This window comes from Haloarcula mannanilytica, assembly GCF_005406125.1.
GTDB classification, from domain to species: domain Archaea; phylum Halobacteriota; class Halobacteria; order Halobacteriales; family Haloarculaceae; genus Haloarcula; species Haloarcula mannanilytica.
The window spans coordinates 74,606-99,348 of record NZ_BIXZ01000008.1 but is presented as its reverse complement, the minus strand read 5'-3'; the positions used below and the strand labels follow the sequence as shown (position 1 = coordinate 99,348).

The window sequence follows — 24,743 nt, the reverse complement described above, 5'->3', positions numbered from 1 at the left end:
GAGCGGACAGACAGGGAGTTACCGGCCCCTCACCGCGAGACTTAGTGGTTGGCAAACTCACACACTGTATGGGGCTCTCCCGTCGGCAACTTCTCGTTACGTTCGGTACCGGTGTGACTCTCGGCAGCGCCGGCTGTGTGGGAGACGACAATTCGGGTGCTGAATCCGCTGGGACCGGTTCCGCGTCCGGAGCCGATACCGGGCCCAGCGCAGTGTCGACGGCAACCGACCAGTCCGACGGGTCCAAACCGCCGACAGCTGACAGCCGACTGTATCTGGACTACGACATTAGGACTCTCGAAGAGAGCATTGTCAGCGGCGGCGTTCCCAAGGACGGGATCCCGGCCATCGACGACCCGACGTTTGCCGACACGCCACCGGAAACGCTCGATCCGGACGACCCAGTGTTCGGCGTGGTCCGCGATGGGGAAGCGAAAGCGTACCCGCAGTACATTCTTGTCCACCACGAGATCGTCAACGACACTATCGCCGGCGATTCTGTCGCCATCACCTACTGCCCGCTGACGGGCACTGCACAGGGGTTCGAACGCGGCCCGACAGAGTTCGGCGTCTCCGGACGGCTGGTGAACTCGAATCTGACGATGTACGACCGGGGCACCGATAGCTGGTGGCCACAGATGCTGGCGACGGCGATTAAAGGCCCACTAACGGGCGAGTCGCTGCAGGAGTTCCGAGTGATTTGGACGACGTGGAAACGCTGGTCCAGCGCCTTTCCGGAAACCGCTGTCCTGACCGAAGACACCGGCTTCTCACGGCGGTATGGTGTCGATCCGTACGGCCAGTACAACGAGACGCGTGGCTACTATTCGAGTACTCGGACGCTGTTCGAACCGCTGCAAAGCGATGGGCGTGCCCATCCGAAGGCCGTCGTTATCGGGTCCCGGACAGCGGTCGGGGCGATTGCGTTCGACAAGGAGACGCTGCTCAGGCAGCGTGTGCTGACCGGCCGCATCGAGGACACACCGTACGTGGCCGTTGCCGACACCGCCTTAGAGACTGGCTACGTCTACGCGAACCCGGGGTCGGTGACGGTCGAAGCGACAGATGGCGGCTACGTGATTGACGGAACGACACACGACGCCGATTCACTGCCGCTGGACCGCTCACTGGCCTTCGATGCGATGTGGTTCGCCTGGGCTGGCTTCTATCCGGGGAGTGCGTATGTCGACTGACAGCACGCCGAGTGAGCCCGGTATAGCCGCCAGAATCGAAGGCTTGCTTCGGAGGACGGCTATCGCGCTCCGGGGGGCACTCACCCGCAACGACGGGCGAGTAACGCTGGGCGTGACGGGACTGTCGTACTTCCTGTCGTATCTCGTCGGCCTCAGACACCTCGGGTTCGGCCAGCCTGGATACGAGATCTCAGTCGTCAGTAACCCCCTCACTCGTGCGTTCCGGCAGGTCGGACCGTTCCAGTGGGAACCGGTCGCGCTGGTAGTCGCCGGCCCGGTCGAACTGCTCGTCGCGCCGCTGAACATCCTGCTTGGCGGCGTCCTGGCAACCCTGGTCGGACTCAACTTGGCCGTCTCCGTCGTTGCGTGGCGCGGCCCGTCAGCCTGCCGTCTCGGCCCAGGCGCAGGGGCCGCGGCGGGCCTGCCGGGTCTGCTCTCTGGATTCGCCTGCTGTGGTCCGACCGTTCTGCTTGTCGTCGGTGTTCAGGCGAGCGCTGGAATCCTCTCGCTGTTTCAGTGGCTCCTCCCTATCACTGTCGTGGCACTGCTCGGCACACTTCTCTGGGTCGGGAATCGAGTCGAGACAGGTGATGTAGGTAGCACCTACTACTGAGAGACAGCTGGTAGCTACAGACTACCGGCCCGAGTAGCGGGTGGACCTTTTTTCCCTCGATTTGAGGGAAACATATAATTACTCCGTATGACCCAACTAACAGTATGACCGCTACCCTCGTGAGTGAGGTCAACCGACCCTACGTGCCGACGGGTGGGGCGAAACTGACCGCTGAAATCGAAGTCGAACCCGGACGGCTGGAGGAACAACCCACGCGACAGATCGCTCTCTGCATCGACGCGAGCGGGTCGATGGCGGGCGACGACATCAAGCAGGCGCGCGCGGGCGCTGAGTGGGTGTTCGGACTGCTCGACGAGGACGACTACATCTCGATCATCGCCTTCGACAACGAGGTCACGACGGTACTGGAGCCGACGCGGTGGGGGACGCTTTCACGCGAGACGGCAGTGGACGCGGTCGCCGATATCTCCGCCGGCGGCGGCACCGACATGTACAGCGGCCTGCTGGAAGCGAAGGCATCGCTGCGTGATTTGCCCAGCGACGACAGCACGGCCCGGCGGGTCCTGCTCCTCTCTGACGGGAAAGACAACTCCCACGACCCGGAGGCGTTTGGCGAACTGGCCCGCGAAATCGACAGCGAGGGCATCCGAATAAAGGCGGCCGGCATCGGGAGCGACTACCGCGAGGAGACCATCCGGACGCTCGGGACCGTGGCCCGCGGCGAATGGACCCATCTGGATGCCGCCGGTGACATCGAGTCGTTCTTCGGCGACGCGGTCGAAGAGGCCGGTACCGTCGTCGCGCCCGACGCCCGCCTCGAACTTGACGTGGCCGACGGCGTCGAGGTCAGCGAGGTGTATCGGTCGCTCCCACAGACCCAGTCCGTGGACCCTGACTGGGAGGACAACGCGGCCGTCGTGCCGCTGCCCGACCTCCTCGAACGGGAGACACAGCGGGTCGTACTGAAGATCCACGCACCAGCCCACGACCTTCGGGACTCGGTGTCCCTGGCCGATGTCACGCTGAATGCCGGTGGTGAGACGACCAGGGAATCCATCACGGTTGATTACACCGAAGACGAGGCGAAACTGGCCGAACACAACGAACAGGTCGACGTGGACCACCGCCAGACGGTCATCAAGACCGAACTCGGCAAGGGCAACGTCGCCGAGGCACAGACCCAGCTAGAGCGGATGACGCGCATCCACGGCGAGGACACCGAGGCCGTCCAAACGGCCGAGCGGGAGACACAGATTGTGATGGAAGGTGGCCGCAAGGAACAGAACAAGGCGACGAAGATCGTCACTGACGACGGCATCCAGAAGTGACTCCAACAGCCCACGGGGTCGGCAGCGGCGTCGCAGGTTGGAGCGACAACTGACGCATGACCTGGGAACCTGAAAGCGGTGATGTCATCGCCGGCCGGTACGAACTCGGTGAGTTCCTCGGCAAAGGCGGGTTCGCGAAGGCGTTCCGCGCCAGAGACATCGAGACGGGCGAGACGGTTGCCGTTAAATACCCCAACTACACCGAGTCCCAGAACGACCCCGACATCATCGAGGAGTACTTCAAAAAGGAGGTCGGTTCGCTTGAGCGCATCCGTCGGGCCGGCGGCCACGAGAACGTGATGGACTACTACGACCAGGTCACGGAGCGCGACGTTCCGTTCCTGGTCGTCCAGCTAATCGTCGACGGGATCGAACTCGACGAGGTCATCGACCAGCACGGGCCAATCGACGACAGCGAGCAGGTCCGCCAGATCGGCATCGACCTCTGTGACGCGATGGGCTTTCTCCACGAGAATGAAATCGTCTATCGGGATCTGAAACCCGAGAACGTGATGCTTACGCCGGATATCACACCCACGCTCATCGATTTCAACACGGCGACGGGGTTCGACGCGACGGGAGACCCGTCTTCCGGGAACACTGGGACGACGATTCTGGGGCCGTTCAAGCCCCGCGAAGTCGCCGAGGCCAGCCGGACCGACGTTCGGCAGGGACCGTGGTCGGACGTGTATTCCATCGGGAAGATACTCCTGTTCCTGCTCAAGGGCAGCGTCCCGAAGAAAGACGGCGTGAACCCCCAAAATTTCGGGGCCGACTGCGAGGACTACCTGGCGGAAATCGTCGAACGGGCCACGCAGACGCATTACCGGGACCGATACCGGAACGCGACAGTTCTCAAACAGGTTCTCGAACGGCGCGACCCCACGCCGCCCGCGACGGCGTCGGTGACGTATATCCAGGCTGACCGGCAGTTCACGGTTGAACCCGGTGATACCATCGGCCGAGAAGGGGCGAACGGTCCCCCCGCATCGATAACAATTGAGGACCCACAGGGGGAGTACATCTCCTCTGTGCAGGTCCAGTTCGACATCGAGGACGGCGACTGGTACCTCCACGACCGGAGCCTCAACGGCACGTTCGTCCAGAAAGGGGCCGGCTGGCAACGGGTTCTTTCGACACCCGGGCGCGACCGCCTGCGCTCCGAGGGCGAGGACCCGACCGACAGGCACGGCAACGTCCCGCCGGAGTCGGTCGAACTCACGGACGGTGACCTGGTGTCGCTCGTCCATCCGACCTACGGCGTCACGTTCGAGTTCCATCCGGAGGAGTCATGAGATACAGCACGAATTACGACATCGGTGACAGGAAGCGAGGACAGGGTATCAACGAGGACAGCGTCTCACTGGTGGTGTTCGAGGAGGGACACCGGGACGGGTACCGCGGCCAGGACAGGTCACGGTCCCCGAACGCGCCTACAGCGGGCGACGGGACAGCCGACGCTGCGATAGCGGCGGACGCTGCTGATACAGAAACGTCTGAGACGGACAATACGGATACGTCTGAGACGGATGAGACAGATACGCCCGACACTGACGGCGACAGTCGGCCGATGAACCGCTCGGCCGGCGTGTTTGTGGTCGCCGACGGTGCCGGCGGGCACGACGCGGGCGACATCGCGTCGTACATCACGACCACTATCGTAGCTGAACACCTTGCTCCTGTGGCGATCCGGACAGCCCGGAGCTATCCTGGCGGCTTCGACGTAGATGTGGCCCGTGATGTCCTCCCGGACCCGCCCGGTGAGCAGGAACTCGAAACCGCGGTGTCCGAGGCGATCACGGCGGCCCACCGGGAGATCATCCGGTACGCCGACGAGACCGGGACTCAATCCTACACGACGGTTGTCGCGGGGATCTACGCCGACGGCAAACTCCACTACGGCTGGGTCGGTGACAGCCGGGCCTACGTCGTCAACGGGGCGCGTGGAACGATTTCGCCACTGACCAGGGACCACGCTGTCGTCCAGGAGTGGGCCGACAGCGACGAAATCGACTCCGTCGAGGCCCACGTCCATCCGAACGGCAACGAGATCACGCGCGCGTTAGGCGGGTCCGGCTACGAGGACCCCGACGAGGCGACCGTCGAGGTGGATACACGGACGGTCAGGCTGTACGCCGAAGACACGGTGCTTGCGACCAGCGACGGACTCATCGACGCACAGACCGATGCGCCGGAGCTGTACGAGGAGTACGTCGACTCAGACCACGCCGACGCGGTGGCCGAACGGATCCGCGAACGGGTCGTCACCGACGACGAAATCCGGGACGTTGTCCTCGATGCCCCATCGCTCGATGCGGCGAGTCGTGAGTTCGTGTCACTGGCAAACGACCGCGGCGGGAAGGACAACATCTCTGTGCTCATGTTTGCCGACAGCGCTCTCCCTGAAACGCCGGAAAGCGGCGGGATGCCGGTTCGGAATATCGACCCTGATATCGACGTGTCCGAACGCGATACGGTTATTATGACAGACGAATAGAGAGAAAGTTTCGTGGGGCAAGTATTTTATTTCTTGGCTCTTTAGAGCCTAACGAAACCCATGCCTGAACCCGACCGCACCGTAAAATGCCCTATATGCGACGAGGATTTCGATCCGACTGTCGCCGGTGGGTGGTGTACGAACCCGGACTGTGGCGAGTGGCAACACACTGACAACACCGCCACTGAGTTCGACGCTGACGACGGGGGTCCGAGCGATGCCGACCTGATAGCGGAAGGCGCGGACGACACACCCTCATCAGAAGGCGCGAGTGATGCAGCCACCGACGTAGATGAGTCCACTGGTGACGCTGACGGAAACGAGGACATGTCGGCGGCCGAGGCATTTTCTTCGGACACTGCAACAGCCGAACGCACGGACGAGACGGCAACAGAGGGCAAAGCGGAAGACAACGCCGAGGATATCCACCGGACCGAACCGGCCGCTGACGGGGATACTGACCAACTCACCGAAACCGGCGATGACTCTGACAGTGCTGGCAACGATGACGAGGCCGACGGCGTTGACGAAACCGGCGAGGCTGACGAGGCCGACGGGGCTGAGGAGACCGACGAGGCTGACAAAACCGGCGAGAGCCCCACATCTACTGACGAGGATCCGGAAACAGACGACGAAGCGACGATCACCTGTCCGGACTGCGAACGGGAACTCGACGCCGACGCGAATTTCTGCATCGATTGCGGTGCCGACGTACAAGACATCACGCCAGGTGACGACGGATCACTCGACGCCTGCCCGTCCTGTGACACCCCTGTCGACGACGATGCGAGCTTCTGTGTCAACTGTGGGGAGGACCTAGACGCTCACCGCGGCGAGAGTGACACGCCGACGGCCGATTCGGCGTCCAGCCCGTCGACGACCGACGAGACGGCGGCTGAGCCAGCGACCGCTGGCAACGCTGTCGAGACGCTTGCGTCACAGTCAGACGACGAACCGGTGCCTGACACACTCGTTCTCTCCGTCGAAGGTCGAGACATCGCCGTCGAAGACGGGGACCGTATCGGCAGAGAAATCCGGGCCGCGCTGCTTGACGCCGGGCGGCCGGAAGACGAAGCGGTTCGGATCCACCGTGAACACGTCCGGTTCGACCGCCAGCCGGAGGGGTTCTACTTAGTCGACCTGGGTGACAATCCGACGCGGCTGAACGGAACCCCGATGCAGAAAGGCGACCGGGAGCCGGTCGAACTGGGCGACGAACTCGAACTGTCCGGTGTCGTCACGATGACGATTCGGGCGGCGTAACCACCCATAGTTAAGCGGCCGGTCGGGAAACATCAGACCGATGGAGCGTGGTCGACTGGGGTCGGAACTCCGCGAGTCCGCCGCACTACTGCGAGCCGAAACCTGGCTGTTCGTCGGCATGGGTTTGGCATGGGTCGCCTACGGCGGCTGGGTGATCGCAACTGGACGAGTATTGGGTGCTCTCGGGCTTGACGGACCTGTTTTCTCGACGGGGGGTGCCCTCTCGTTTTGCACTGTTCTTGCTGTCGGTCTCTGGCTCGTCGGTCCGGGGCTGGTGAGTGTCGCGCTGATCAATCGTCGGCTCCGGAACAGGCACGGGAACCTCGTCGGCGCGTACCGGTTGGACCACCCCAGCCTGTTGCTCGCTGTTCCCGGGTGTGTCCTTCTGGGCTGTCTCCTGTTGCGTGTCATTCTCGGCCAGTGGCTGCCGCTTACGGTACTTGCGGTGGTCGGGTCAGTGCATCTGGTCGTTCGGACCGTCGCATACGGACACCGCGTGTACACGCTTTCGTCCCCGCCGTTCCTGTCGCTGCTGGTGTTCGTGAGCGCGGTTTCGTTCGGGGTTGCGTGGCTCGTCCATGCGATGACGGAACCCGGCCTGTCCCCATGGATAGCGGACGCTGGGGTCGGTCCCGTGGTCGAAACGATGCTGCAACTGTTCGGTCTCCCGGCAGCACAGGTCGGCGCTGTCTGCATCGCCGTTCCCGGTGTGCTGGCGAGTGTGTACCTTCTGGTCCAACTGCTGGCCGGGGCCGTCGTCAGAGCCCGTGCGCCGCTTGCGAACCCGCAGCGTCGCCCGGACCAGCGGTTTCCGATCATGCCACCGGTCGACAGTCCGCGGGACGCTGACGAGACCGCGGTTGTCGAGCGTGCTGCCGACACTGAACCCCGTGAACAGCCTGTGGACGAGACCGACACAGCGGACGAGGCCGACGACGACGCCACGCCGGCACACACCGGGACGCGCGTGTTCTCGCCCGATGAGGTTGCACAGACGCAACCGCCTGCTCACGAATCAACACAGGGCGACGGTCAGTCTCCGGAGGACGCCACAGCGGAACCAACGGCTGTGAAGGGCGAGACCGATACGGAGGCGTCGACGGCCACGAAGGACGATAGTGACGCGGCCGACACCGCCGACGGTGATGTTGAAGAAGACGCCGCCGACGAGGAGTGGATCGACGACACGGCCGTTTTCACGCCGGGCGGGCGCGACGACGGCCCGTCTTACTGTGGCGAGTGTGGCGAGTCGCTCCCGCCTGCTGCTGACACCTGTCCGTCCTGTGGTGACCCAATCGATGGGTGAGACGGCTAGCGGTTCGAGATGGGGATATCACCGAGTGCAACGGTGTACTGTGTCGACTGGGCTGTGCCATCGTCTGGATACACGAGCACAGTCGTAGTGACGGTGTCAGGTCGTTCCCCCGGCGGAAGCAGCCACGACTTTGTCACCGCTCCCGTCTGATTCGTCGCTAACCGCTCGGTGCTTGCACCTTCGTTGAGTGTTTGTCCGTTACGGGTAGTGACGCTGTCGAGACGAACGGCCGCGGCATCGGACGCGGTGTTCGTCACGTTCACCGTGAGCGTGAACCGCCACCCATCGTCCGCTGTGACGACAGATGCGGACTCGATACGGGCCGTTACCGCTGACTCTTCGAGAATCGGATCACCGACGCCGGCACCGGTCGGTTCCGCCGTCGGGGTCCCGGCGGCCGTTTCGCCGCCAGCGTCGCCCGTCAGATGATGCCCCATCATACTCCCGAAGGTAACGACCTCGATGAGGATCGGCAGGCCGATCCCGACGATGATGAGGAGTCGTAGTAGCGTTTTCTGCTCAGGACCGTCAACGTCGTCAAACATGATGAGAGTGGTTGTGAAGTAGTGTTAGACGGGAATCGGCGGACTACCGGGAGCGAACAGGCCGTCAGCGACCATACTGGCCAGCGGCGGCCCATAGGCGATGACGATGAGTAGGAGTGCGATAGCCGTCCAGAGCTTGTAGTTGTCGAGGATACGCGGGCTGTGGTCCGGGCCGGACAGCGGCTCCGGGATATTGCTGTTGACCGACAGCGTCCCGCCGCGTCGAGCCAGCAGGGTGTCGGCCATCACGATGAGGAACATCGCAGCGCCGACAAACAGCAGGAAGCCGCCGATGGCGATCTGGAGACGCATTTCGCCGACCGTTCCGGCGACGCCCTCAAACGCGAACTCGTCGTACGTTGGCTCCGCAGTCCGCCGCGGGATGCCGGCCAGACCAGCACGGTGCATCGCGTTCGACATCAGCGCCATGCCCACGAACCAGACGTAGGGCTGGAGCGTAGCGATACTGCGCTGTCGGAGTTTCTTCCCGGTGATCTGTGGGACCAGCCAGTAGCTGATGGCCATGGCCGTCAGCGCAAACGCAGTTCCGACGGTGAGGTGGAAGTGGCCGGGCACCCAGATCGTGTTGTGAATGAGGTAGTTGATGTTCATCCCGGCGTTGATCATGCCGGAGAAGCCGCCTGCGGCGAACATCAGACCGGCGAGCATACAGCCGGAGAAGGCCGGTTTGTCCCAGGGCAGGTCCCGGAGCCAGGAGAGGTAGCCGCTCGCACCCCGCTGGCGAGCACCGTGTTCAACCGAGGCGACCACGGTGAACGCGGTCAGCAGTGACGGCAACAGCAGGAACATCGTGTTCGTCATTGCGATGAATTTGTAGCCCGAGGGGATGCCAGGGTCGGTGTACTGGTGGTGGAAGCCGACTGGGGTCGAGAGCAGCAGGAAGGCGACGAACACGACGCGAGCCAGCGGGTCACTGAACAGTCGCCCACCGGCCAGCTTCGGCAGGATTGTGTACCAGACGAGGTACGCTGGCATGAGCCAGAAGTACACGACCGGGTGGCCGAAGTACCAGAACAGCGTCCGCGTCAGCAGCGGGTCGATGTTCTGGATGAGTCCGAGCGACCACGGGATGAGGAAGACGACGACCTCGACGGCGACGCCGATGGTGGAGATGTACCACATCAGCATCGTCGTCAGGACCATGAACGTCTGCAGGGGAATGCGTTCGCCGGGGTTCTCCGAGCGCCAGTCCCACAGCGCCTTGAAGTACGCTAGCCCCGCGACCCACGAGCCGACGATGATGAGCGCGGCCCCGATGTAGAACGCCGGGTGCGCTTTCATCGGCGCATAGAAGGTAAACAGTACGTCGGCTTCGAGGTCGTGCCCCAGAATCGACGGCGAGCCAACGATGCCGCCGATGATGGACACGGCCGCGAGCACCGTCCCCGTGAGCATTATCCAGAAAGCCGACCAGGCGATGCGATGTGGCAGTTCGCGTTCGAGACTGTTGGCGACAGCCCAGGTGAACAGTCCCGCGATGAAGAAGGTGGTAAACACGAGCGCCAGCAGGACGCCGTGGCCCGTCAGAATCGTGTAGTAGTCAGCCGAGCTGACGAAGCCCCGGAACACGCCGGTGCGATGAAGCGCCTGTATGACGCCGAACAACGCACCGATACCGAGGGCGGCAAACGCCACGAGGAACTCGCTACGGACGAGCTTCGACGTTTTCGGATAGGAGTCGACGAACACCATTACTGATCCGCCTCCTCTTGGGCCTGTGCATCATCTTCGGGTTGCTCGATTTCCTGTTGCTGCATATCGTACTCCTCTGGCGGGACGACTTCGACGGAACCACCCATCGTGTGATGGGCCGCACCGCAGTATTCGTGACAGACGAGCCCGTAGGTTCCGGGTTCGTTGAACCGGGCCGAGACTTCGGAGACCTGCCCCGGAATGACCATCGTGTTGATGTTGGTTTCAACCACGGAGAAACCGTGTGTCACGTCTGCACTGGTTACTTTGAACGTCACGTTCGCACCAGCGGGCACGCGAATCGGCGTGTCCCCGCTGCCGGGCACGAACTGGAACTGCCGGGCGACGACGTAGACGGTGTACTGGTCCTCGCCCTCCCTGACGACGCCGGGGTCGTCGAACGGGGTTCCGGTGTTCCCGTTCTGGACCGCCTGTGCGCTTATCTGTCCGCCCGAGTCGTCGACCATTCCGACGCCGACGCCGACCGACCCGTACGCGATGGTCGCGATGAACCCGACGATGAGCAGTATCGCTGCACCGAGCCAGACTTTTTCGAATCTATGAACCTGCATGGTATCACCCGATGATTGAGACACGGCCGAGGAACTCGACGAAGTACATGAACACCCACAGCAGGCCGATCAACACGAAGTAGAAGGCGACCAGTGCCGCCGTTCCCTTCGGGTCGTACTCGTCGTGTCCCAGTTCGACAGCCGGTTCGGTTTCCGCAGCCTCCTCAACAGGCTCCGGGCCGGTCGCCCGCCGCAGTTCGCCACCGCCACCCGTCTGTGGCGGCCGTCCGTTCTGGCGGCGTCGCATCGCGACTGCGAACAACAGCGGCGAAAAGAACGCGAGCAGAACCGACCCCGAGAGAAGCCACTGCGGGCCGGAGAGTTCGATATCGCCACCCTCCTGCCCGCCTCCGCCGCTACTGCCGCCACCGCTGCCGTCGAGCGGGCCACCGACAACGACAGCGCCCTTCATGCCGAGCGATGCGTGGGGCGTACAGACGTACTTGTAGATGCCCGTCTCTTCGAAGGTGTGGCTGTAGGTCGTGCCGGCTTCGCTGACCGGGTCACCGGAACTGAGCGGCCCGTCGCCGTCCGAGACAACGTTGTGGCCGCCGCCCTCGCCAGTCCAGGACCACGTCACCTCGGTTCCGGGCGTCACCCGCACTGCGGGCGGGTCGAAGGCGAACGCACCGTTGTTGCCCTGTGCGCCGACCGATATCTCGACGCTGTCGGCGTCGGTTCTGTCGACCGTGGTCCCGTCGAAGTTCGACACGTTGTCGAACCAGCCGCCGTAGTCCGGGTTCGCCGGCGGGCCTTGCTGCTGTTGGCCGCCGGAGCCACTGCTGCCGGAGCTACCGCCGCCGGGCCGAACGACGACGGCCCCTTTCATACCGAGCGCTTCGTGGGGCGTACAGACGTACTTGAAAATCCCCTCCGACTCGAACGTGTAGCTGTAGGTCGTGCCGGCCTCGCTGACCGCACCGCCGGAGTCGAGGGGGCCGTCGCCGTCGGAGACGACGTTGTGGCCGCCGCCCTCGCCGGTCCACTCCCAGACGACCTCCGTGCCGGGATTTACCATCACCGCCGCCGGGTCGAAGGCGAACGCGCCGTTGTTGCCCTGTGCGCCGACGGAGATAGTGACGGTGTCCTCGCCACGGCGGTCGACAGTGCCGTCGTAGTTCGATACGTCGTCGAACCAGCCGCCGTAGTCCGGTTCCTCCTGTGCCGTTGCCGTGCCGGTCGCGGCCAGCGCCGCTGTCCCGGCCGCGGCACCGACGAACTGTCGCCGGTTCAGCGCCATCTTCGCACCCCCAGTACTTTGGGCGAAGTTGGCAGCGCGGTGCCACGAGTTTCGTACTGTACCATGTCTGGATGGACCGATTATCAGCCAAAAAAGCCCCAACCGTTTTTTCAGCCGCCAGGAACGGCCCACTGATTTTTATATGCCCTCTAACCTACGGCCGTGTATGTCTGCCTCAAGCCCCCGAATCGTCACATTACTGGCGCTGCTCGGACTCGCGCCGGTTGCGTACTACATGCAGGGAACCGGGCGCTCAATCGTTGCACTTTCGCTGGTCAGCGTCGTCATCATCGCCGGTAGCCTGTTCTGGATGACAAAACCATCAGAGTCGAGTACGGTCTGACATGGTGTTCGGGACGGCGGGGCTGAGCTCCGGTGAGACTGCCGGAATCGCGGCGTTCGTCGGGTTGGGACTCGTCGGCAGTGTCCACTGCCTCGGGATGTGTGGCCCGTTAGTCACCACCTACGCCGAGAGACTGGATGACGGCGGATCGGTCTCCGGCCACGAAATACGCCAGCACGCTTTGTTCAATGTTGGCCGGACGCTGAGCTACGCGCTTGTCGGAACTGTGCTTGGCGGTGCTGGGAGTGTTCTGTACGATGTCGCCGGGCTGGCACGCCTCGGGACCGCCGTCCGGGGGGTCGTGGGAGTGGTCGTCGGGCTCGTTATCATCACCGTCGGCCTGGGGTATCTCTCGCGTGGCCGCGCCGTCGACGTGGCCCGGTCGCTGCCGCTGGTCGGCGACCTGTTCCAGCGACTCTCCGCGTCGCTCGTCGACAGAGTCGACCGGTGGGTCGACGGTCCGGGGATGGTCGCGCTGGGCGCGATGCACGGCCTGCTCCCCTGTCCGTTGCTGTACCCGGCGTTCCTGTACGCGTTCGCGACAGGCTCCGCGCTCACCGGCGGGCTCTCGCTGACCGCGCTCGGTCTCGGGACGTTTCCGCTAGTGTTTGCCTACGGGACCGCCTTCGGCACGCTGTCGCCGGGCCATCGCACAACGCTGCACCGGGCGCTTGGCGTCGTCTTCATCGTACTCTCGCTCGTTCCACTGTCGAACGGGCTGGCGGCGTTCGGTATCGCTGTCCCGAAACCACCCCTGCCGATGCCCTGGACATGACCCACTGCACGCTCTGTGACCTGCCGGTCGACACGCCCGTTACTGACGAAGCAGTCGAGGGGACGTTCTGTTGTCGCGGCTGTCTGGAAGTCGCCCGGACGCTTGATGATCCGGCGAACCAGGACCGCGACGCGGCCGATACTGGACCCGACCCGGACGACGCTGACGGCGAAACGGCCTTCCTCTCCGTCGACGGGATGCACTGTGCGACCTGTGAGGCGTTCCTAGAAGCACGAGCCACGGACCACGACGGCGTCGCCGCTGCAGCCGCCAGCTACCCGACGGGGACGATGAAGCTCACCTACGACCCGGACGCGCTCTCCGAGTCGGACCTTCCGGACGTGGTCGCGGGCACCGGCTACGACGCCAGCCCCCAGGCCACGGAGAGCGACGACGAGTACGAACAGGAGGGGCGTCTCATCGTCGGCGGCTTCTTCGGGATGATGACGATGCTGTGGTACGTCCTCTTTCTCTACCCCGCGTATCTCGGTGTCGACCAGTCCCTGTTGCTGTTTGACCCGGCGGGACAGGCGGGCGACTACCTGCTGTGGAACATGGCCGTGATGACCGGCGTCGTGGTCGGATACACCGGCTGGCCGTTGCTTCGGGGGGCGTACGTCAGTTTGCGCGCTGGCCGGCCGAACATGGACCTGCTGGTGGCGATGGCCGCCGGGACCGCCTTCCTCTACAGCCTCGTCGCCGTCATCCTGGGCCACATTGAGGTGTACTTCGACGTGGCGACGGTCATCGTCATGGCCGTCTCCGTCGGCGACTACTATCAGGACCGGGTCCGGCGTGGCGCGCTTGACCGCCTCACGGAGTTCACGACACAGCGGGCCGACAGCGCCAGGCGTCGCACCAACGCGGGTCACGAAGCGGTCGACGTGGGGGCGCTGTCTGCCGGTGACGAAGTCGTCGTTCGCTCCGGCGAGCGAATCCCCGTCGACGGGACTGTCGTCGAGGGGACCGCTGCCGTCGACGAGTCGCTCGTCACCGGCGAGTCCCTGGCTGTCCGGACGACCGTCGGCGACGAGGTCATCGGAGGGTCGCTGGTGACCCAGGGCGGGGTCGTCGTCCGGGTCGGGCCGGACGCAGAGAGCACCATCGACCGGCTCACGAACCTGCTGTGGGAAGTCCAGTCCACTCGCGGCGGCGTCCAGCGACTGGTCGACCGCATCGCCGCCGTCTTCGTGCCGCTGGTGGTCATCCTGGCAGTCCTCGCCACCGGCGGCCACCTCGTCTTCGGAGCGACACCCACGGACGCGATGCTGACCGGGCTGGCGGTGCTCGTGGTCTCCTGTCCCTGCGCGCTGGGGTTGGCGACGCCGCTGGCGACCGCGGCCGGCATCCGCCGGGCGCTGGACGGCGGGACCGTCGTCACCGGTGACGCGGTGTTCGAGACGGCGACCGACGCGGACGTGGTCGCCTTCGACAAGACGGGCACGCTGACGACCGGCGACATGGACCTGCTGGAGCGGGCCGACGAGCGGGCGATGGCTCGGGCGGCCGCGGTCGAGCAGTTCGCGGACCACCCCGTCGCCGAGGCAGTGACAGACGCCGTCCCGGTTCCCGACGCGTCAGTCTCCGGGTTCGAGCAACACCCGGGTCGGGGCGTCAGCGCGACGGTAGACGGCGAGCGCGTCGCCGTCGGGTCGACGGCACTGTTCGATGACCTCGGCCTTGACGTACCAGCCGTCCTCCAGAAGCGGTGCGAGCGTGCGATAGAGAACGGGCGTGTCCCGGCGCTCGTCGGCTGGGACGGCGAGGCGCGAGACGTGTTCGTCGCAGGCGACAGGCTCCGCCCGCACTGGGAATCAGTCGTCTCGACGCTCGCCCGGGACCGCGATGTCGTCGTCATCACCGGCGACAGCCCTGAAGCCGCCACGCCGTTCGAGCGCCACGAGGGAGTTGAGGAAGTGTTCGCCGGCGTCCCGCCGGAGGCGAAAGCCGAGGTCGTCGAGCGACTGCAGTCCCGTGGGACCGTCGCGATGGTCGGCGACGGGAGCAACGACGCTCCGGCACTCGCTACCGCTGACGTGGGCATCGCTATGGCCTCGGGCACGTCATTGGCCGCTGATGCAGCAGATGCAGTCGTCACGGCGGACGACCTGCGGGCCGTCCCGGACGTGTTCGCGGTGACGGCTGCGACGCGCTCGCGGGTCCGCCAGAACCTCGCGTGGGCGTTCTGTTACAACGCCGTGGCGCTCCCGCTTGCGCTGCTTGGCGTCCTGAATCCCCTGTTTGCGGCCCTGGCGATGACGGCCAGTAGCTTGCTCGTTGTCGGGAACTCCACGCGGACACTGGCTGGCACAGCCTCCTACAGCGATTCGGGTTTCGAGAACCCGGCCACGACACAACACCCGGCAGCGGCCGACTAACACTACACTGTCGACCGATAGCGTGGCATCGACCGCCGTTATTGCCTGTCGTTTGGTAGCACGTCTGAAACAGATTTAATATATCACCGGTTCAGGTTATATTTACGTCGCATTCACCGACGTGGTGACCCATGACCTACGCAATTCCCGTTCCCGCGCCAACGTCGTTCGCTCGCTGGCTCTACAGCGGGCGGTCGGCTATCGAACGTAGCCTCGCCGCTACGGTCGACTATGCACCCCTTATTGGGGGACGGGCCGCCGCGGACACCCGCTCGGTGAAGATCCCGTTCGTGGCATCATAGCCCAGTTCGCCGCCGTGGGACCGGCGTCCCACTCACGGACGCCGCACTGCGGCAGCGATTCGACCTGATCACCGTCGAGCGGTGAGCCTCTGCTTCCCGCTCGGCCGCTCCACCTGAGAGGCCCACACCGTCCAGTGTGGTCTGGCGGCGTTTCGCCACTCGTCCCGGAGCCTGTACTGTCCCGTTTAGCCATCTCGCTGTCCAGCCGTCGGGTTCCCCATCGTCCCGATGCGGGAATCCTCGACCGGCCTCGCAGGCCGGACGCACGCGCCCGCCACCCGCGCAGTCCCCGACCGACGCGACTCGACCGGCGAGTGCCCTCCGGGTCCGGTTCGACTCCGGCCGTCGGCGTTATGTCGCTGCAAGCGACTTCCCCGACCGAGGTATCGGCCGACGTATCACTGCGCGTCCCGCGTGGCGGGTCCGAGACCCTCGAAGCCGGTGTCGCTGGCGTCCTCGCGGCCGTCGACGGCGTCGAAGACGTGACCGTCGACCGGGTGACGAGCGTGCGGCCGACCTGGACCGACATCCGGGTCGACGCCGACGTGTCGCTGACGCTGCGGGTCGACGACGACCGGAACACCGCCGACGCCCGCACCGAACTCCTCCAGGCGGGGTTCGGCGTGATGGCGGTCAATCGCGTCGACGTGACCGGTGACGCGTAAGCACGGCCTCCACCCCATTCCTTCCCGAAACCAGCAACAGAAGCCGGGTCCCCGGTCGGCGCAGGTTCGACAGCTTCTGGACAACGTCGCCGAGGCAGTCGAAGGGAAAGCACAGCCAACCGCCGGTACGGCGTAACGCTACTCGTCGGTCCAGAGCGCGTCAGAAAGGGTTCGCTGGACCGCTTCCTCGCCGACGGCCGTGGCGAGCGTTTCGAACCCGTTGCGCTCGACGGGGTCGTTCGCGTTGGCGACGAGGCGGGAGACGATGAACTCCGGGGTGGACTTCCCGACGGTGCCAAAGCGTGGCTGGTAGTCGACCTGCAGATCGAGGTCCTGATTCAGTCCTTCGGCGAAGATGCCGTCGACGCGGGCTTCAGTCGGGAGGGGTTCGAGGTCGTCGGCGAGGTGGGTGACGAACACGCCCAGCGCGTCGCGGTCGACGGTTAGCGTCACCAGCCCATGCAGCAGGTCAGCAGCGGAGCCGGGTTCGGTGATAGCCTCGAACTCGTCGACGAGCATCAGCGTCCGGTCGCTCTCGGTCAGGGGCGGCACGACCGACCGCAGCGTAGATTCGAGCACGCCGGCGTTGAACGATGCGTGCCGGCGGTGGAACACGACGGTGTCGACGACGCCCACCTCGGCGGCCTCGGCGGGGACCGGCAGCCCCATCTGTGCGAGTAATTGCACCTGACACAGCGTCTCCAGCAGGGTCGTCTTCCCGCCGGAGTTCGCGCCGGTCAGGACGGCTACGCGGTCGCCGCTTGGCGGCTGGTTCGCCCGGTCTAACTCCAGCGTGTGGTCGCCGATGGCGTACGTAATCGGCTGGACGCTCTCCATGTCGGCGATAGTCAGATTCCGGGCCCGCTTCACCGCGATGGTCTTGCGGTCCTCGACAAAGGTGGGCCGCGTCAGGTCGAAGGCGATGGCAAAGCGCGCCAGCGACACTGAAAAGGCGATGTCGTCCACCGCCTCGACGGCGGCGTCGATGTCCTCGCGGGCGTCCGCGAGGTCGTCTTCCAGCCGGTCGGCGACGGCCTGTTCGCGCTCCTGTACGTCGCTTCGGAGGCCACTCCGGAGTTCTCGGAGCGCCACGTCAACGAAATCGCGGGCGTCGGTCGCCTCGCGGGGCATCGCGTCCCGGACCCTTGCGGCGTCAATGCCCGTCTCGCCCGTGACGTGCCGGAACAGCGCGTCTTGGAACTCGTCGGGCCGACGTGCGCCGTCCTGGACGGCCTCGACGACCTCCATCGAGGCGGCCGCGAGGTCCTCGATCTGTCCCAGTTGGTCGCGCAGACGGTCGAGTTCCTCGTCGGCTCCCTCACCGACCGATTCCCCGTCGCCAGCGAGGCCGGCAAGCGCCGCTCGGCCAGCCGACAGTGACTCGCGGTCGATTGTCGCCAGCGGTTCGAATACGCCGCGTTCGATGCCGGTGTCCCGGAGCGCGAGCGCCACGTCGACCGCGGCCAGTTCGCCCCCGGCGGCGTCGTAGGCGTCGAACGCGTCGAGAACGGCCCGCTGGTCGTCCTCGGAGAGGTCGGCCCACGTGTCCCGCGCTTCGAGTACGTCGTCGAGCCGCTCGTCCATCGCCTCGCGGGTCGGCAGCGGCGTCAGCACCCGGATGCTGTCAGCCGCGCCCTCGGTGACCGCGTACTCCTCGGCGAGGTCGAGCAGTTCCTTGTACACGTCGCGGGTGTCTCTGGTGGCGAGCAGGTCCATCGACTCGGCCCCGGTCGCCCGCCGGAGGATGCGCGTCGCTCGCCCCCGGGAGAGGCCGGCCGTGGTTAGCGCGCGTGTATCCGCCGACTCGATGGCTTCGATGGCCCGCTCGACGCCCAGCTCCTCGGAGAGCAGCTCGGACGTTTTCGGGCCGATGCCCCAGTACTCCTCCAGTCGCATGGGCGGGTGGAGAACGGCGGCCCGCTTAGGCGTTTTCAGTTACCGGGCTCGTCGTCGTCGATACTGAACCGCTCGTGCAGCGGCCCCGGCTCGCCCCGGGCCTGTCGGTCAGCCCGGCGGGCCGCACGGCGTGCTATAAGCACCCCGAGTACAGCCGGAATTGCGAGGACGAGCGACACGAGTGCCGTCTGTTCGGAGACGACCGACGGCCCGTCCGACAGGAGCACCTCGTATCCAACGGCGAGAACGACGACAGCAACGCCGGCCACGACGAGATACAGCCCGCGGGCCAGCACTTCACTGGGGTTGCGCAGCCGCGAGAGATACGCCGCCGGACCGAGCCAGCCGGTTAAAAGGACGCCGACGGCCACGCCGAGTGAAAGGTCCCCCACGACGATGACGACGGCGTACAGCACGAGGGGCGCGATAGCGACGCCGAGCGAGAGGCCGGTAAGCGCGACGGCCCACGTCGGCGTGCCGGAGTCCATCGATTCAAGCGTCTCAGTCAGTTGTTCGTCCAGCATCTCGGCCTGCTCATCTGTGAGTAGTGACGCCTCACAATGTGGGCAGGCCATCGCTGTCGGCTCCAGCGACTCGCCACACTCCGGGCAGGCGGGCTCGGACGCCTTGCGCCAGTCGGCCATATCTCCCGTTGCGTGTGAAGGGGCTTGAGTCTCTCGGCAGTCGTCGATTCTTTCGGTACTATCCCGCCCTGAACTTTATACCACAGGATGGGCGAATTACACAATAATGAAAGACGTGCTCTCCAGAATCGGTATCGGGTCAGCGACAGTCGAGACGATACTGCCGACGGATACTGTCAGGGCCGGCGAATCGGTACAGGCTGATATCCACGTCGAGGGCGGGTCGACGGCGCAGGACATCGACGCGGTCTACTTCGCCTTGGAAACAGAGTACAAGTCCGACGAGGGGTACAAGGACGCTATCATCGACCAGTGGCAACTCACCGAGCCGTTCACCATCGCGGCCGACGAGGAACGCCGCTTCGAGACCACCATCGACATCCCGCGCGAGACCCCGGTAACCACGCGCTCGACGGCCGTCGAAATCGAGACCGGCCTCGACATCTCGATGGCCGTCGACCCCGGCGACGAGGATTACATCGAGGTCGAACCGACCCACCGCACGCAGGCGGTGTTCGACGCGCTGGATTCGCTCGGCTTCACGCTTCACTCCTCGTCCTGTGAGGCGACGGCCGGGAGCCTGTTTACTTCTTCGGCGAGCTTTGTTCAGGAGTTCGAGTTCCGGCCACAACACGGCGAGTTCGCCGGGGAAGTCGATGAGGTCGAAATTGTCCCGGTGTTCGACGACGATGACCGGCTCACGGTGTACGTCGAGGTCGACCGCAGCGGCGGGCTGCTCTCGGAGATGACCGACACCGACGAGCGCCACACGAAACTGACCATCGAAGCACCAAAGCCCGACGCCGACGCGGTCGAGCCACAGCTGGAAGACCGGATTCGAGAACTGAGCTAAGTTGGCGTCGCGGCTGCCGTCAACCCCAGAACGAGTGCGTGCGTGCGTACTCCCGCTCCTGCCGGAGGATGTCCCGGTAGAACTCGTCTTCGTCCTCTCGCAGGCGGTTGATGATGCGGGCGGCGTTGTGCGGGCCGACGCCGCGGGCGGCCAGCGCGACCACTGCCCGCTTCCCGTGGCTCTGGACCAGCGAGCCCGAGCGATAGGCCCGTTCGGTCATTTTCTCCTGTTCCTCGTCCTTGTCGTCGGTCCGGACCGCCGAGACGACTTCCTCGGCCCAGGGGTTCAGCGCGGCGATGCGGGTGGAACCACATTGTGGACAGGACGGCTGGTCGCGCACCCGCTTGACCTGCTGTTTCCGGTCCCAGTCCTTGCAGTGCAGGCACATGAGGATAACGCGGTCGCTCTGGATGCGCTCCTTGACGGTCTTGATGACGCTGGCGTCGGCGTTCTCCGGCGAGAGGAGTTCCCGCCCGGAGGAGTTTCCGCCGGTTCCAATCGGCGTGTGCTCGCCCACCGTTTCAAGCGCCACGTCGCCGCGCTGGATGTCTCGGAGGAGGTCGGCCGTCGCTTCGATAGCCAGGTCCTCGTGGCGCACCTCTCGCAGGGCTTCGTCGTACATCGGCGTGTCCTCCAGGGCCGCCAGCAGGCGGTCGCGGCCGAAGTCCGTCGACCCGCGGCCGCGCCAGCGCTTGAGCGAGCCGAACTTCGTCGCGACCTGCGCGAGCTTGAACTTCAGCGCGTCGGCGTTCTTGAGGCTCAGTTCGATCAGCGCCGGGAGGTGGTCGGGGTCGGTCTCCTCGATGACCTCGATAACGTCGCCGGCGGTGATACGCCGCGGGACCTCAAGCGTAATCCGGTAGGGGTCGACATCCATCGCCACGGACGACCCCGCACGCTGGCCGAGCAACGCTGAGAGCACCCGACCCAGCGTTTCGTTGATTTTGTGGCCGTAACAGGCGTTGACGATGACCTCCCGGCCGTGGAACTCCACCACGATGGTCGTGTCGTCGGGAATCGGCCCCTCGTGTTTTTCGACCTGCGAGAGGCCGTCAGCGACGGTCTCTGGCCCGGCGGCGTAGCGAGTCGCCACGTCCTTGGCGACGGCAGCAGTCTCGGCTCCGTCCTGTAGCTGTCGACCAGCCACGCGGCGGAGTTCACCGACCTCCGCGGCGACAGCTCTTGGAACGGGTATCTCCTGGCCGACCCACGAGGGAACCTCACCGGCAGGGTCCTCGATGGGCGAGACGGTCACGACTTCCTCCTCCTCGTCGATATTCGTGATGCGCCACATCTCGCCGCGCTGGACGAACACCTCGCCGGGCGTGGCGAAGTTGACGACGAACTTCTCGTCGAGCGTTCCGACCTGCTGGCCCGAGGCCACGTCCTCCACGTCATAGGTGGCTTCGTCGGGAATCATCGAGAGATTCTGATAGAAGTACTGCCAGGTGCCGCGGCGCTTCTCCAGGGTGTCCCGGTCCTCATCGAGCCAGATGACGTTGTTCGCCGCCAGCTCCTCGATGACTTGCTTGAACTGGGCCTCATCGAGATCCCGGAACGGGTACGCGCGGGTCAGTATTTCGAAGGCCCGCATCGCCCGTATCTCGCCGGTGTCCATCACCAGTCCGGCGATCTGGTTGGCAACGGTGTCGAGGCTGCCGTCGTGGATTTCGGCCGGCTCGACGTCGCCGGCTTCGGCTTGCCGCGCTATCGCCAGTGCCTCCAGCGTGTCGTCGGTGTCCGTCGTGACGACTGTGCCCGAGGACACGAGGTCCCGACGGTGGCCGGCGCGGCCGACCCGCTGGACGAGGCGGGACACCTGCCGGGGGCTGCCGTACTGGACGACGTGGTCGACGTGACCCACGTCGATGCCCAGTTCCATCGAGGAGGTACACAGCAGGGCGTCGAGGTCACCGGCCTTGAAGCGGTCCTCCACGTCGATTCGCGCTTCTTTCGACAGCGAGCCGTGGTGGACGCCCAAGTCGGTCCCGAGTTCCTTGAACCGCGAGCCAAGCGCTTCGGCGGTCTGGCGGGTGTTGACGAACAGTAGGACCGACTCGTGGTCGTCGATGCGGTCCGCGATGTAGCGGACGTGGCTGGCCGTTCCCGCGTCGGTGACGAGCGTGCTCGATAGTTCCTCGTCACGGTCGGTAATCTGCGGTCGAACCACTTCGATATCCAGCCGGCTGCCGATGTCCACCTCCACGATGGCACACGTCCGGCCGCCGGTGAGAAAGCGGCCGACCTCGTTGGGGTCGCCGACAGTCGCCGAGAGCCCGATGCGCTGGAACTGCCCGGACAGTTCTCGGAGCCGTTCGAGCCCGACCGTCAACTGTGCGCCCCGCTTGGATGCAGCGAGTTCGTGGACCTCGTCGATGACGATATGTTCGACATCTTCCAGCGCGGTCCGGAGCTTCGACCCCGTCAGCATCGCCTGCAGCGTCTCGGGCGTGGTCACGAGCACGTCCGGCGGGTCGTTGGCCTGTTTCTGGCGCTGGTAGTCCGTGGTATCGCCGTGGCGAACGTCCACTTCCAGCCCCAGCGTCTCGCCCCACCAGTCCAGTCGCTGGCGCATATCGCGGTTGAGCGCCCGCAGCGGCGTGATGTACAGCGCGCCGATGCCAAAGCGATCCTCGGACTCGGCCAGCGCGTCGAAGACCGGCAACATCGCCGTCTCGGTTTTCCCGGTTCCGGTGGGCGCGACCACCAGCGCGTCCCGCCCGGCGGCCAGGGTCGGAATCGCCTTCCGCTGGGGGTCGGTCGGCGTCGTGAAGCCGCGCTCGGAGAGGGCGCTCCGCACCGCTGGCCCGAGCGCAGTAAAGGCGTCGTCGCCGCGTGCGACCCCGTCAGTCATCGCCCCTTTCTAGCGACTACACCGGGTTAAACACGTTGTGTCACCCCTTCTCGCACACCGTCGGTAACCGACACTGTGGGCGGTGTGGGAGAGCGGCGGGTACAGCCTTATACCGTTGCCCGGAGATATGCGGAACCATGATGGACGCCTCTGCCACTTCGGCCGGTGATGGCCTGTGAACACGCTCGATGAAATCGAACGGGCGGTCAAGGATACGGCCCATTACGTCAGCGGCAACCTGGCGAACTACGCCAACAGATCGGCCGGTGAGAACCCGAGCGGCGAGCAGCAGGTCGGCGGGGACGTGTGGGCGGATGACCTGTTTTTCGATGCGCTGGCCCACATTGACGGCGTGGGTGCGTACGCGAGCGAGGAACGCACTGACATTGTTGACTGCGGCGAGGGCTACAGCGTCGCTATCGACCCGCTCGACGGGTCTTCGAATCTCGCCTCGAACAACTCCGTCGGGACGATAATCGGCATCTACGACGCCGAACTGCCGGCCCCGGGGCGCGAGATGGTCGCGTCGGTGATGGTCCTGTACGGGCCGTACACGACGCTGACAATCGCCCGCGCCGACCGCGATGTCGTCCAGGAGTACCTCCTCCGTGACGGCCACAGCGAGCGCTGGGGCCAGTTCGTCCTGCCCGACGAAGCGACGGTGGTCGGCTTAGCGGGCAAGACCGGCGAACGCAGCGACGCGTTCAACGACATCGCGCAATCGTTCGAGCAGGACCTGAAGCTCCGCTACGGCGGGGCGACCGTCGCCGACCTGGCGCAGGTACTCGAATACGGCGGGCTGTTCGGTTATCCAGCGACGACGGCCTATCCCGACGGCAAACTCCGGGTTCACTTCGAATCAGCGCCGCTCGCGTACCTCGTGGAAGCGGCCGGCGGGGCCTCCAGCGACGGCTCGCAGTCCTTGCTCGATGTCGAACCCGACGGCATCCACGACCGCACGCCAACCTTCCTCGGCAACAGCGAACTGATAGATAAACTCGAAACGGCGCTGTCGGAAGCGTAAGCGGGAATAGATGCCCGGATCAGACCTGCTGGTAGGCTCCCAACCGCGTGCCATCGAGCAGGAACGCCTCAACATCTACCATCCCCTCGGGCAGGAACGGGGCCAGGAACGCCTGACCATCGACGTTGACCCAGGTTCCCCCGGAGCGGTCGTTAAAGGCCGGGAAGACGACGATATCCGGCGAGTCCTGGACCGCCCGGTCGAACCGTTCGACGAACGGGTCGGTCACGAGCGCGCCGCGGAGCCAGGCCCGCTCCTTCTGTGTCCCGCCGACGCTGTCCTCCAGCCGGACGACCGGATGCTCGTGGCCGACACAGAGAACGTCGGCGTTGAGCACGTCCGGCGCGGGCCAGGTGTGGCCGTGGGCGAACCCGACAGCGCCGATCCGGGTCCCGTGTCCCGGCGTCACCTCGATATCGGCGTCGAAGTCGGCCAGGACCGGCTCCAGGTCGCTGTCGTGGTTCCCCTTCACCAGGGTCACGGGCACGTCGAGGGCGTCGAACAGTGCTTCGAGTTCCGCCCGCTCGTCCTCGAAGGGGTCGCCTATGGCGTGACCCAGGTCACCAATGACCACCAGCCGGTCGGCACGGGCGCGCTCTAGGCACTCCAGCAATCGCTCCCGGCGGTCCGCGGCGGCCGACTGGAGTTCGACGCCCTCGTATCTGAGCCCCGCCTCGATGCCGGCGTGGTAGTCGGCCACCGCCAGCAGTCGCTCCCCGTCAGTATCAACTGTGGCCGCTGGAACGCCGGGAAGCGGTTCGACACGCAT

At 65.3% G+C, this 24,743-nt stretch carries 22 protein-coding genes; 14 read left to right on the top strand and 8 right to left on the bottom strand.

The window, feature by feature from the left end:
• Positions 1–68: 68 nt before the first annotated feature.
• The 7 genes from Harman_RS17135 to Harman_RS17105 all read left to right on the top strand — a co-directional run bounded on the left by Harman_RS17135 (position 69) and on the right by Harman_RS17105 (position 8,161).
• Entirely contained in the window at positions 69–1,193 is a 1,125-nt protein-coding gene (locus Harman_RS17135; RefSeq protein ID WP_200830966.1) for a DUF3179 domain-containing protein, read from the top strand.
• Positions 1,183–1,806 (top strand): hypothetical protein, encoded by a 624-nt coding sequence (locus Harman_RS17130; RefSeq protein WP_137684999.1) that lies wholly within the window; start codon positions 1,183–1,185, stop codon positions 1,804–1,806. Before Harman_RS17135 ends, Harman_RS17130 begins: the two co-directional genes overlap by 11 nt.
• 104 nt (positions 1,807–1,910) lie before the next feature.
• Entirely contained in the window at positions 1,911–3,095 is a 1,185-nt protein-coding gene (locus tag Harman_RS17125; protein WP_137684998.1) for a vWA domain-containing protein, read from the top strand.
• 56 nt (positions 3,096–3,151) lie between these two features.
• Positions 3,152–4,390, top strand: coding sequence for an FHA domain-containing serine/threonine-protein kinase (locus tag Harman_RS17120; RefSeq protein WP_137684997.1), 1,239 nt, complete (start codon positions 3,152–3,154; stop codon positions 4,388–4,390).
• Positions 4,387–5,592, top strand: a complete 1,206-nt coding sequence (locus Harman_RS17115) for a PP2C family protein-serine/threonine phosphatase (protein ID WP_137684996.1) — start codon at positions 4,387–4,389, stop codon at positions 5,590–5,592. Before Harman_RS17120 ends, Harman_RS17115 begins: the two co-directional genes overlap by 4 nt.
• Positions 5,593–5,652: 60 nt before the next feature.
• The gene (locus Harman_RS17110) at positions 5,653–6,855 is read left to right on the top strand and encodes a double zinc ribbon domain-containing protein (RefSeq protein ID WP_137684995.1); all 1,203 of its coding nucleotides are present in this window, start codon (positions 5,653–5,655) and stop codon (positions 6,853–6,855) included.
• Between the two features lie 40 nt (positions 6,856–6,895).
• Entirely contained in the window at positions 6,896–8,161 is a 1,266-nt protein-coding gene (locus Harman_RS17105; RefSeq protein ID WP_137684994.1) for a zinc ribbon domain-containing protein, read from the top strand.
• A gap of 5 nt (positions 8,162–8,166) precedes the next feature.
• Here Harman_RS17105 and Harman_RS17100 read toward each other — a convergent pair whose 3' ends face one another.
• Genes Harman_RS17100 through Harman_RS17085 form a run of 4 tightly spaced genes read right to left on the bottom strand, consistent with a single transcriptional unit; the run spans position 8,167 to position 12,240 of the window.
• Complete coding sequence (locus Harman_RS17100; protein WP_137684993.1) at positions 8,167–8,715, bottom strand: hypothetical protein; 549 nt, start codon at positions 8,713–8,715, stop codon at positions 8,167–8,169.
• Between the two features lie 24 nt (positions 8,716–8,739).
• The gene (locus Harman_RS17095; RefSeq protein ID WP_137684992.1) at positions 8,740–10,428 is read right to left on the bottom strand and encodes a b(o/a)3-type cytochrome-c oxidase subunit 1; all 1,689 of its coding nucleotides are present in this window, start codon (positions 10,426–10,428) and stop codon (positions 8,740–8,742) included.
• Entirely contained in the window at positions 10,428–11,000 is a 573-nt protein-coding gene (locus tag Harman_RS17090; protein ID WP_137684991.1) for a cytochrome c oxidase subunit II, read from the bottom strand. Before Harman_RS17090 ends, Harman_RS17095 begins: the two co-directional genes overlap by 1 nt.
• A 4-nt stretch (positions 11,001–11,004) precedes the next feature.
• Entirely contained in the window at positions 11,005–12,240 is a 1,236-nt protein-coding gene (locus tag Harman_RS17085) for a halocyanin domain-containing protein (RefSeq protein WP_137684990.1), read from the bottom strand.
• Positions 12,241–12,406: 166 nt separating this feature from the next.
• Between Harman_RS17085 and Harman_RS21645 the strand changes: the two genes are divergently transcribed.
• The 5 genes from Harman_RS21645 (at position 12,407) to Harman_RS17070 (ending at position 16,703) form a co-directional block, all read left to right on the top strand.
• Positions 12,407–12,583 carry a hypothetical protein gene (locus tag Harman_RS21645; RefSeq protein ID WP_200830965.1) on the top strand — a complete coding sequence of 59 codons (177 nt, stop codon included), beginning with the start codon at positions 12,407–12,409 and terminating at the stop codon, positions 12,581–12,583.
• 1 nt (position 12,584) lies between these two features.
• On the top strand, positions 12,585–13,358 hold the full coding sequence (locus tag Harman_RS17080; protein WP_137684989.1) for a sulfite exporter TauE/SafE family protein: 774 nt from the start codon (positions 12,585–12,587) through the stop codon (positions 13,356–13,358).
• Positions 13,355–15,736, top strand: a complete 2,382-nt coding sequence (locus Harman_RS17075; RefSeq protein WP_137684988.1) for a heavy metal translocating P-type ATPase — start codon at positions 13,355–13,357, stop codon at positions 15,734–15,736. Before Harman_RS17080 ends, Harman_RS17075 begins: the two co-directional genes overlap by 4 nt.
• Positions 15,737–15,867: 131 nt before the next feature.
• On the top strand, positions 15,868–16,038 hold the full coding sequence (locus tag Harman_RS21640) for a hypothetical protein (RefSeq protein WP_200830963.1): 171 nt from the start codon (positions 15,868–15,870) through the stop codon (positions 16,036–16,038).
• A gap of 353 nt (positions 16,039–16,391) precedes the next feature.
• On the top strand, positions 16,392–16,703 hold the full coding sequence (locus tag Harman_RS17070) for a hypothetical protein (protein WP_137684987.1): 312 nt from the start codon (positions 16,392–16,394) through the stop codon (positions 16,701–16,703).
• A 138-nt stretch (positions 16,704–16,841) separates the two neighbouring features.
• Here the strand turns inward: Harman_RS17070 and Harman_RS17060 are convergent, their stop codons facing one another.
• Positions 16,842–18,599, bottom strand: coding sequence for a MutS-related protein (locus tag Harman_RS17060; RefSeq protein WP_137684986.1), 1,758 nt, complete (start codon positions 18,597–18,599; stop codon positions 16,842–16,844).
• Between the two features lie 35 nt (positions 18,600–18,634).
• Positions 18,635–19,243, bottom strand: coding sequence for a zinc ribbon domain-containing protein (locus tag Harman_RS17055; protein ID WP_137684985.1), 609 nt, complete (start codon positions 19,241–19,243; stop codon positions 18,635–18,637).
• A gap of 106 nt (positions 19,244–19,349) precedes the next feature.
• On the opposite strand from Harman_RS17055, the gene Harman_RS17050 reads away from it, so the two are divergent.
• Positions 19,350–20,096, top strand: a complete 747-nt coding sequence (locus Harman_RS17050; protein WP_137684984.1) for a sporulation protein — start codon at positions 19,350–19,352, stop codon at positions 20,094–20,096.
• Positions 20,097–20,115: 19 nt separating this feature from the next.
• Here the strand turns inward: Harman_RS17050 and Harman_RS17045 are convergent, their stop codons facing one another.
• Positions 20,116–22,950 carry a DEAD/DEAH box helicase gene (locus Harman_RS17045; protein WP_137684983.1) on the bottom strand — a complete coding sequence of 945 codons (2,835 nt, stop codon included), beginning with the start codon at positions 22,948–22,950 and terminating at the stop codon, positions 20,116–20,118.
• A 175-nt stretch (positions 22,951–23,125) separates the two neighbouring features.
• Here Harman_RS17045 and Harman_RS17040 point away from each other — a divergent pair, with 175 nt between their 5' ends.
• A complete protein-coding gene (locus Harman_RS17040; RefSeq protein WP_137684982.1) occupies positions 23,126–23,974 on the top strand; it encodes a class 1 fructose-bisphosphatase in 849 nt (282 codons plus the stop codon).
• Positions 23,975–23,993: 19 nt separating this feature from the next.
• Here the strand turns inward: Harman_RS17040 and Harman_RS17035 are convergent, their stop codons facing one another.
• A complete protein-coding gene (locus Harman_RS17035) occupies positions 23,994–24,743 on the bottom strand; it encodes a metallophosphoesterase (RefSeq protein ID WP_137684981.1) in 750 nt (249 codons plus the stop codon).

Excerpts from the sequence above, each read along its gene's own strand:
- Harman_RS17135 (WP_200830966.1), top strand. The coding sequence starts at position 69 with ATGGGGCTCTCCCGTCGGCAACTTCTCGTTACGTTCGGTACCGGTGTG.
- Harman_RS17130 (WP_137684999.1), top strand. The coding sequence starts at position 1,183 with ATGTCGACTGACAGCACGCCGAGTGAGCCCGGTATAGCCGCCAGAATC.
- Harman_RS17125 (WP_137684998.1), top strand. The coding sequence starts at position 1,911 with ATGACCGCTACCCTCGTGAGTGAGGTCAACCGACCCTACGTGCCGACG.
- Harman_RS17120 (WP_137684997.1), top strand. The coding sequence starts at position 3,152 with ATGACCTGGGAACCTGAAAGCGGTGATGTCATCGCCGGCCGGTACGAA.
- Harman_RS17115 (WP_137684996.1), top strand. The coding sequence starts at position 4,387 with ATGAGATACAGCACGAATTACGACATCGGTGACAGGAAGCGAGGACAG.
- Harman_RS17110 (WP_137684995.1), top strand. The coding sequence starts at position 5,653 with ATGCCTGAACCCGACCGCACCGTAAAATGCCCTATATGCGACGAGGAT.
- Harman_RS17105 (WP_137684994.1), top strand. The coding sequence starts at position 6,896 with ATGGAGCGTGGTCGACTGGGGTCGGAACTCCGCGAGTCCGCCGCACTA.
- Harman_RS17100 (WP_137684993.1), bottom strand. The coding sequence starts at position 8,715 with ATGTTTGACGACGTTGACGGTCCTGAGCAGAAAACGCTACTACGACTC.
- Harman_RS17095 (WP_137684992.1), bottom strand. The coding sequence starts at position 10,428 with ATGGTGTTCGTCGACTCCTATCCGAAAACGTCGAAGCTCGTCCGTAGC.
- Harman_RS17090 (WP_137684991.1), bottom strand. The coding sequence starts at position 11,000 with ATGCAGGTTCATAGATTCGAAAAAGTCTGGCTCGGTGCAGCGATACTG.
- Harman_RS17085 (WP_137684990.1), bottom strand. The coding sequence starts at position 12,240 with ATGGCGCTGAACCGGCGACAGTTCGTCGGTGCCGCGGCCGGGACAGCG.
- Harman_RS21645 (WP_200830965.1), top strand. The coding sequence starts at position 12,407 with ATGTCTGCCTCAAGCCCCCGAATCGTCACATTACTGGCGCTGCTCGGA.
- Harman_RS17080 (WP_137684989.1), top strand. The coding sequence starts at position 12,585 with ATGGTGTTCGGGACGGCGGGGCTGAGCTCCGGTGAGACTGCCGGAATC.
- Harman_RS17075 (WP_137684988.1), top strand. The coding sequence starts at position 13,355 with ATGACCCACTGCACGCTCTGTGACCTGCCGGTCGACACGCCCGTTACT.
- Harman_RS21640 (WP_200830963.1), top strand. The coding sequence starts at position 15,868 with ATGACCTACGCAATTCCCGTTCCCGCGCCAACGTCGTTCGCTCGCTGG.
- Harman_RS17070 (WP_137684987.1), top strand. The coding sequence starts at position 16,392 with ATGTCGCTGCAAGCGACTTCCCCGACCGAGGTATCGGCCGACGTATCA.
- Harman_RS17060 (WP_137684986.1), bottom strand. The coding sequence starts at position 18,599 with ATGCGACTGGAGGAGTACTGGGGCATCGGCCCGAAAACGTCCGAGCTG.
- Harman_RS17055 (WP_137684985.1), bottom strand. The coding sequence starts at position 19,243 with ATGGCCGACTGGCGCAAGGCGTCCGAGCCCGCCTGCCCGGAGTGTGGC.
- Harman_RS17050 (WP_137684984.1), top strand. The coding sequence starts at position 19,350 with ATGAAAGACGTGCTCTCCAGAATCGGTATCGGGTCAGCGACAGTCGAG.
- Harman_RS17045 (WP_137684983.1), bottom strand. The coding sequence starts at position 22,950 with ATGACTGACGGGGTCGCACGCGGCGACGACGCCTTTACTGCGCTCGGG.
- Harman_RS17035 (WP_137684981.1), bottom strand. The coding sequence starts at position 24,743 with ATGCGTGTCGAACCGCTTCCCGGCGTTCCAGCGGCCACAGTTGATACT.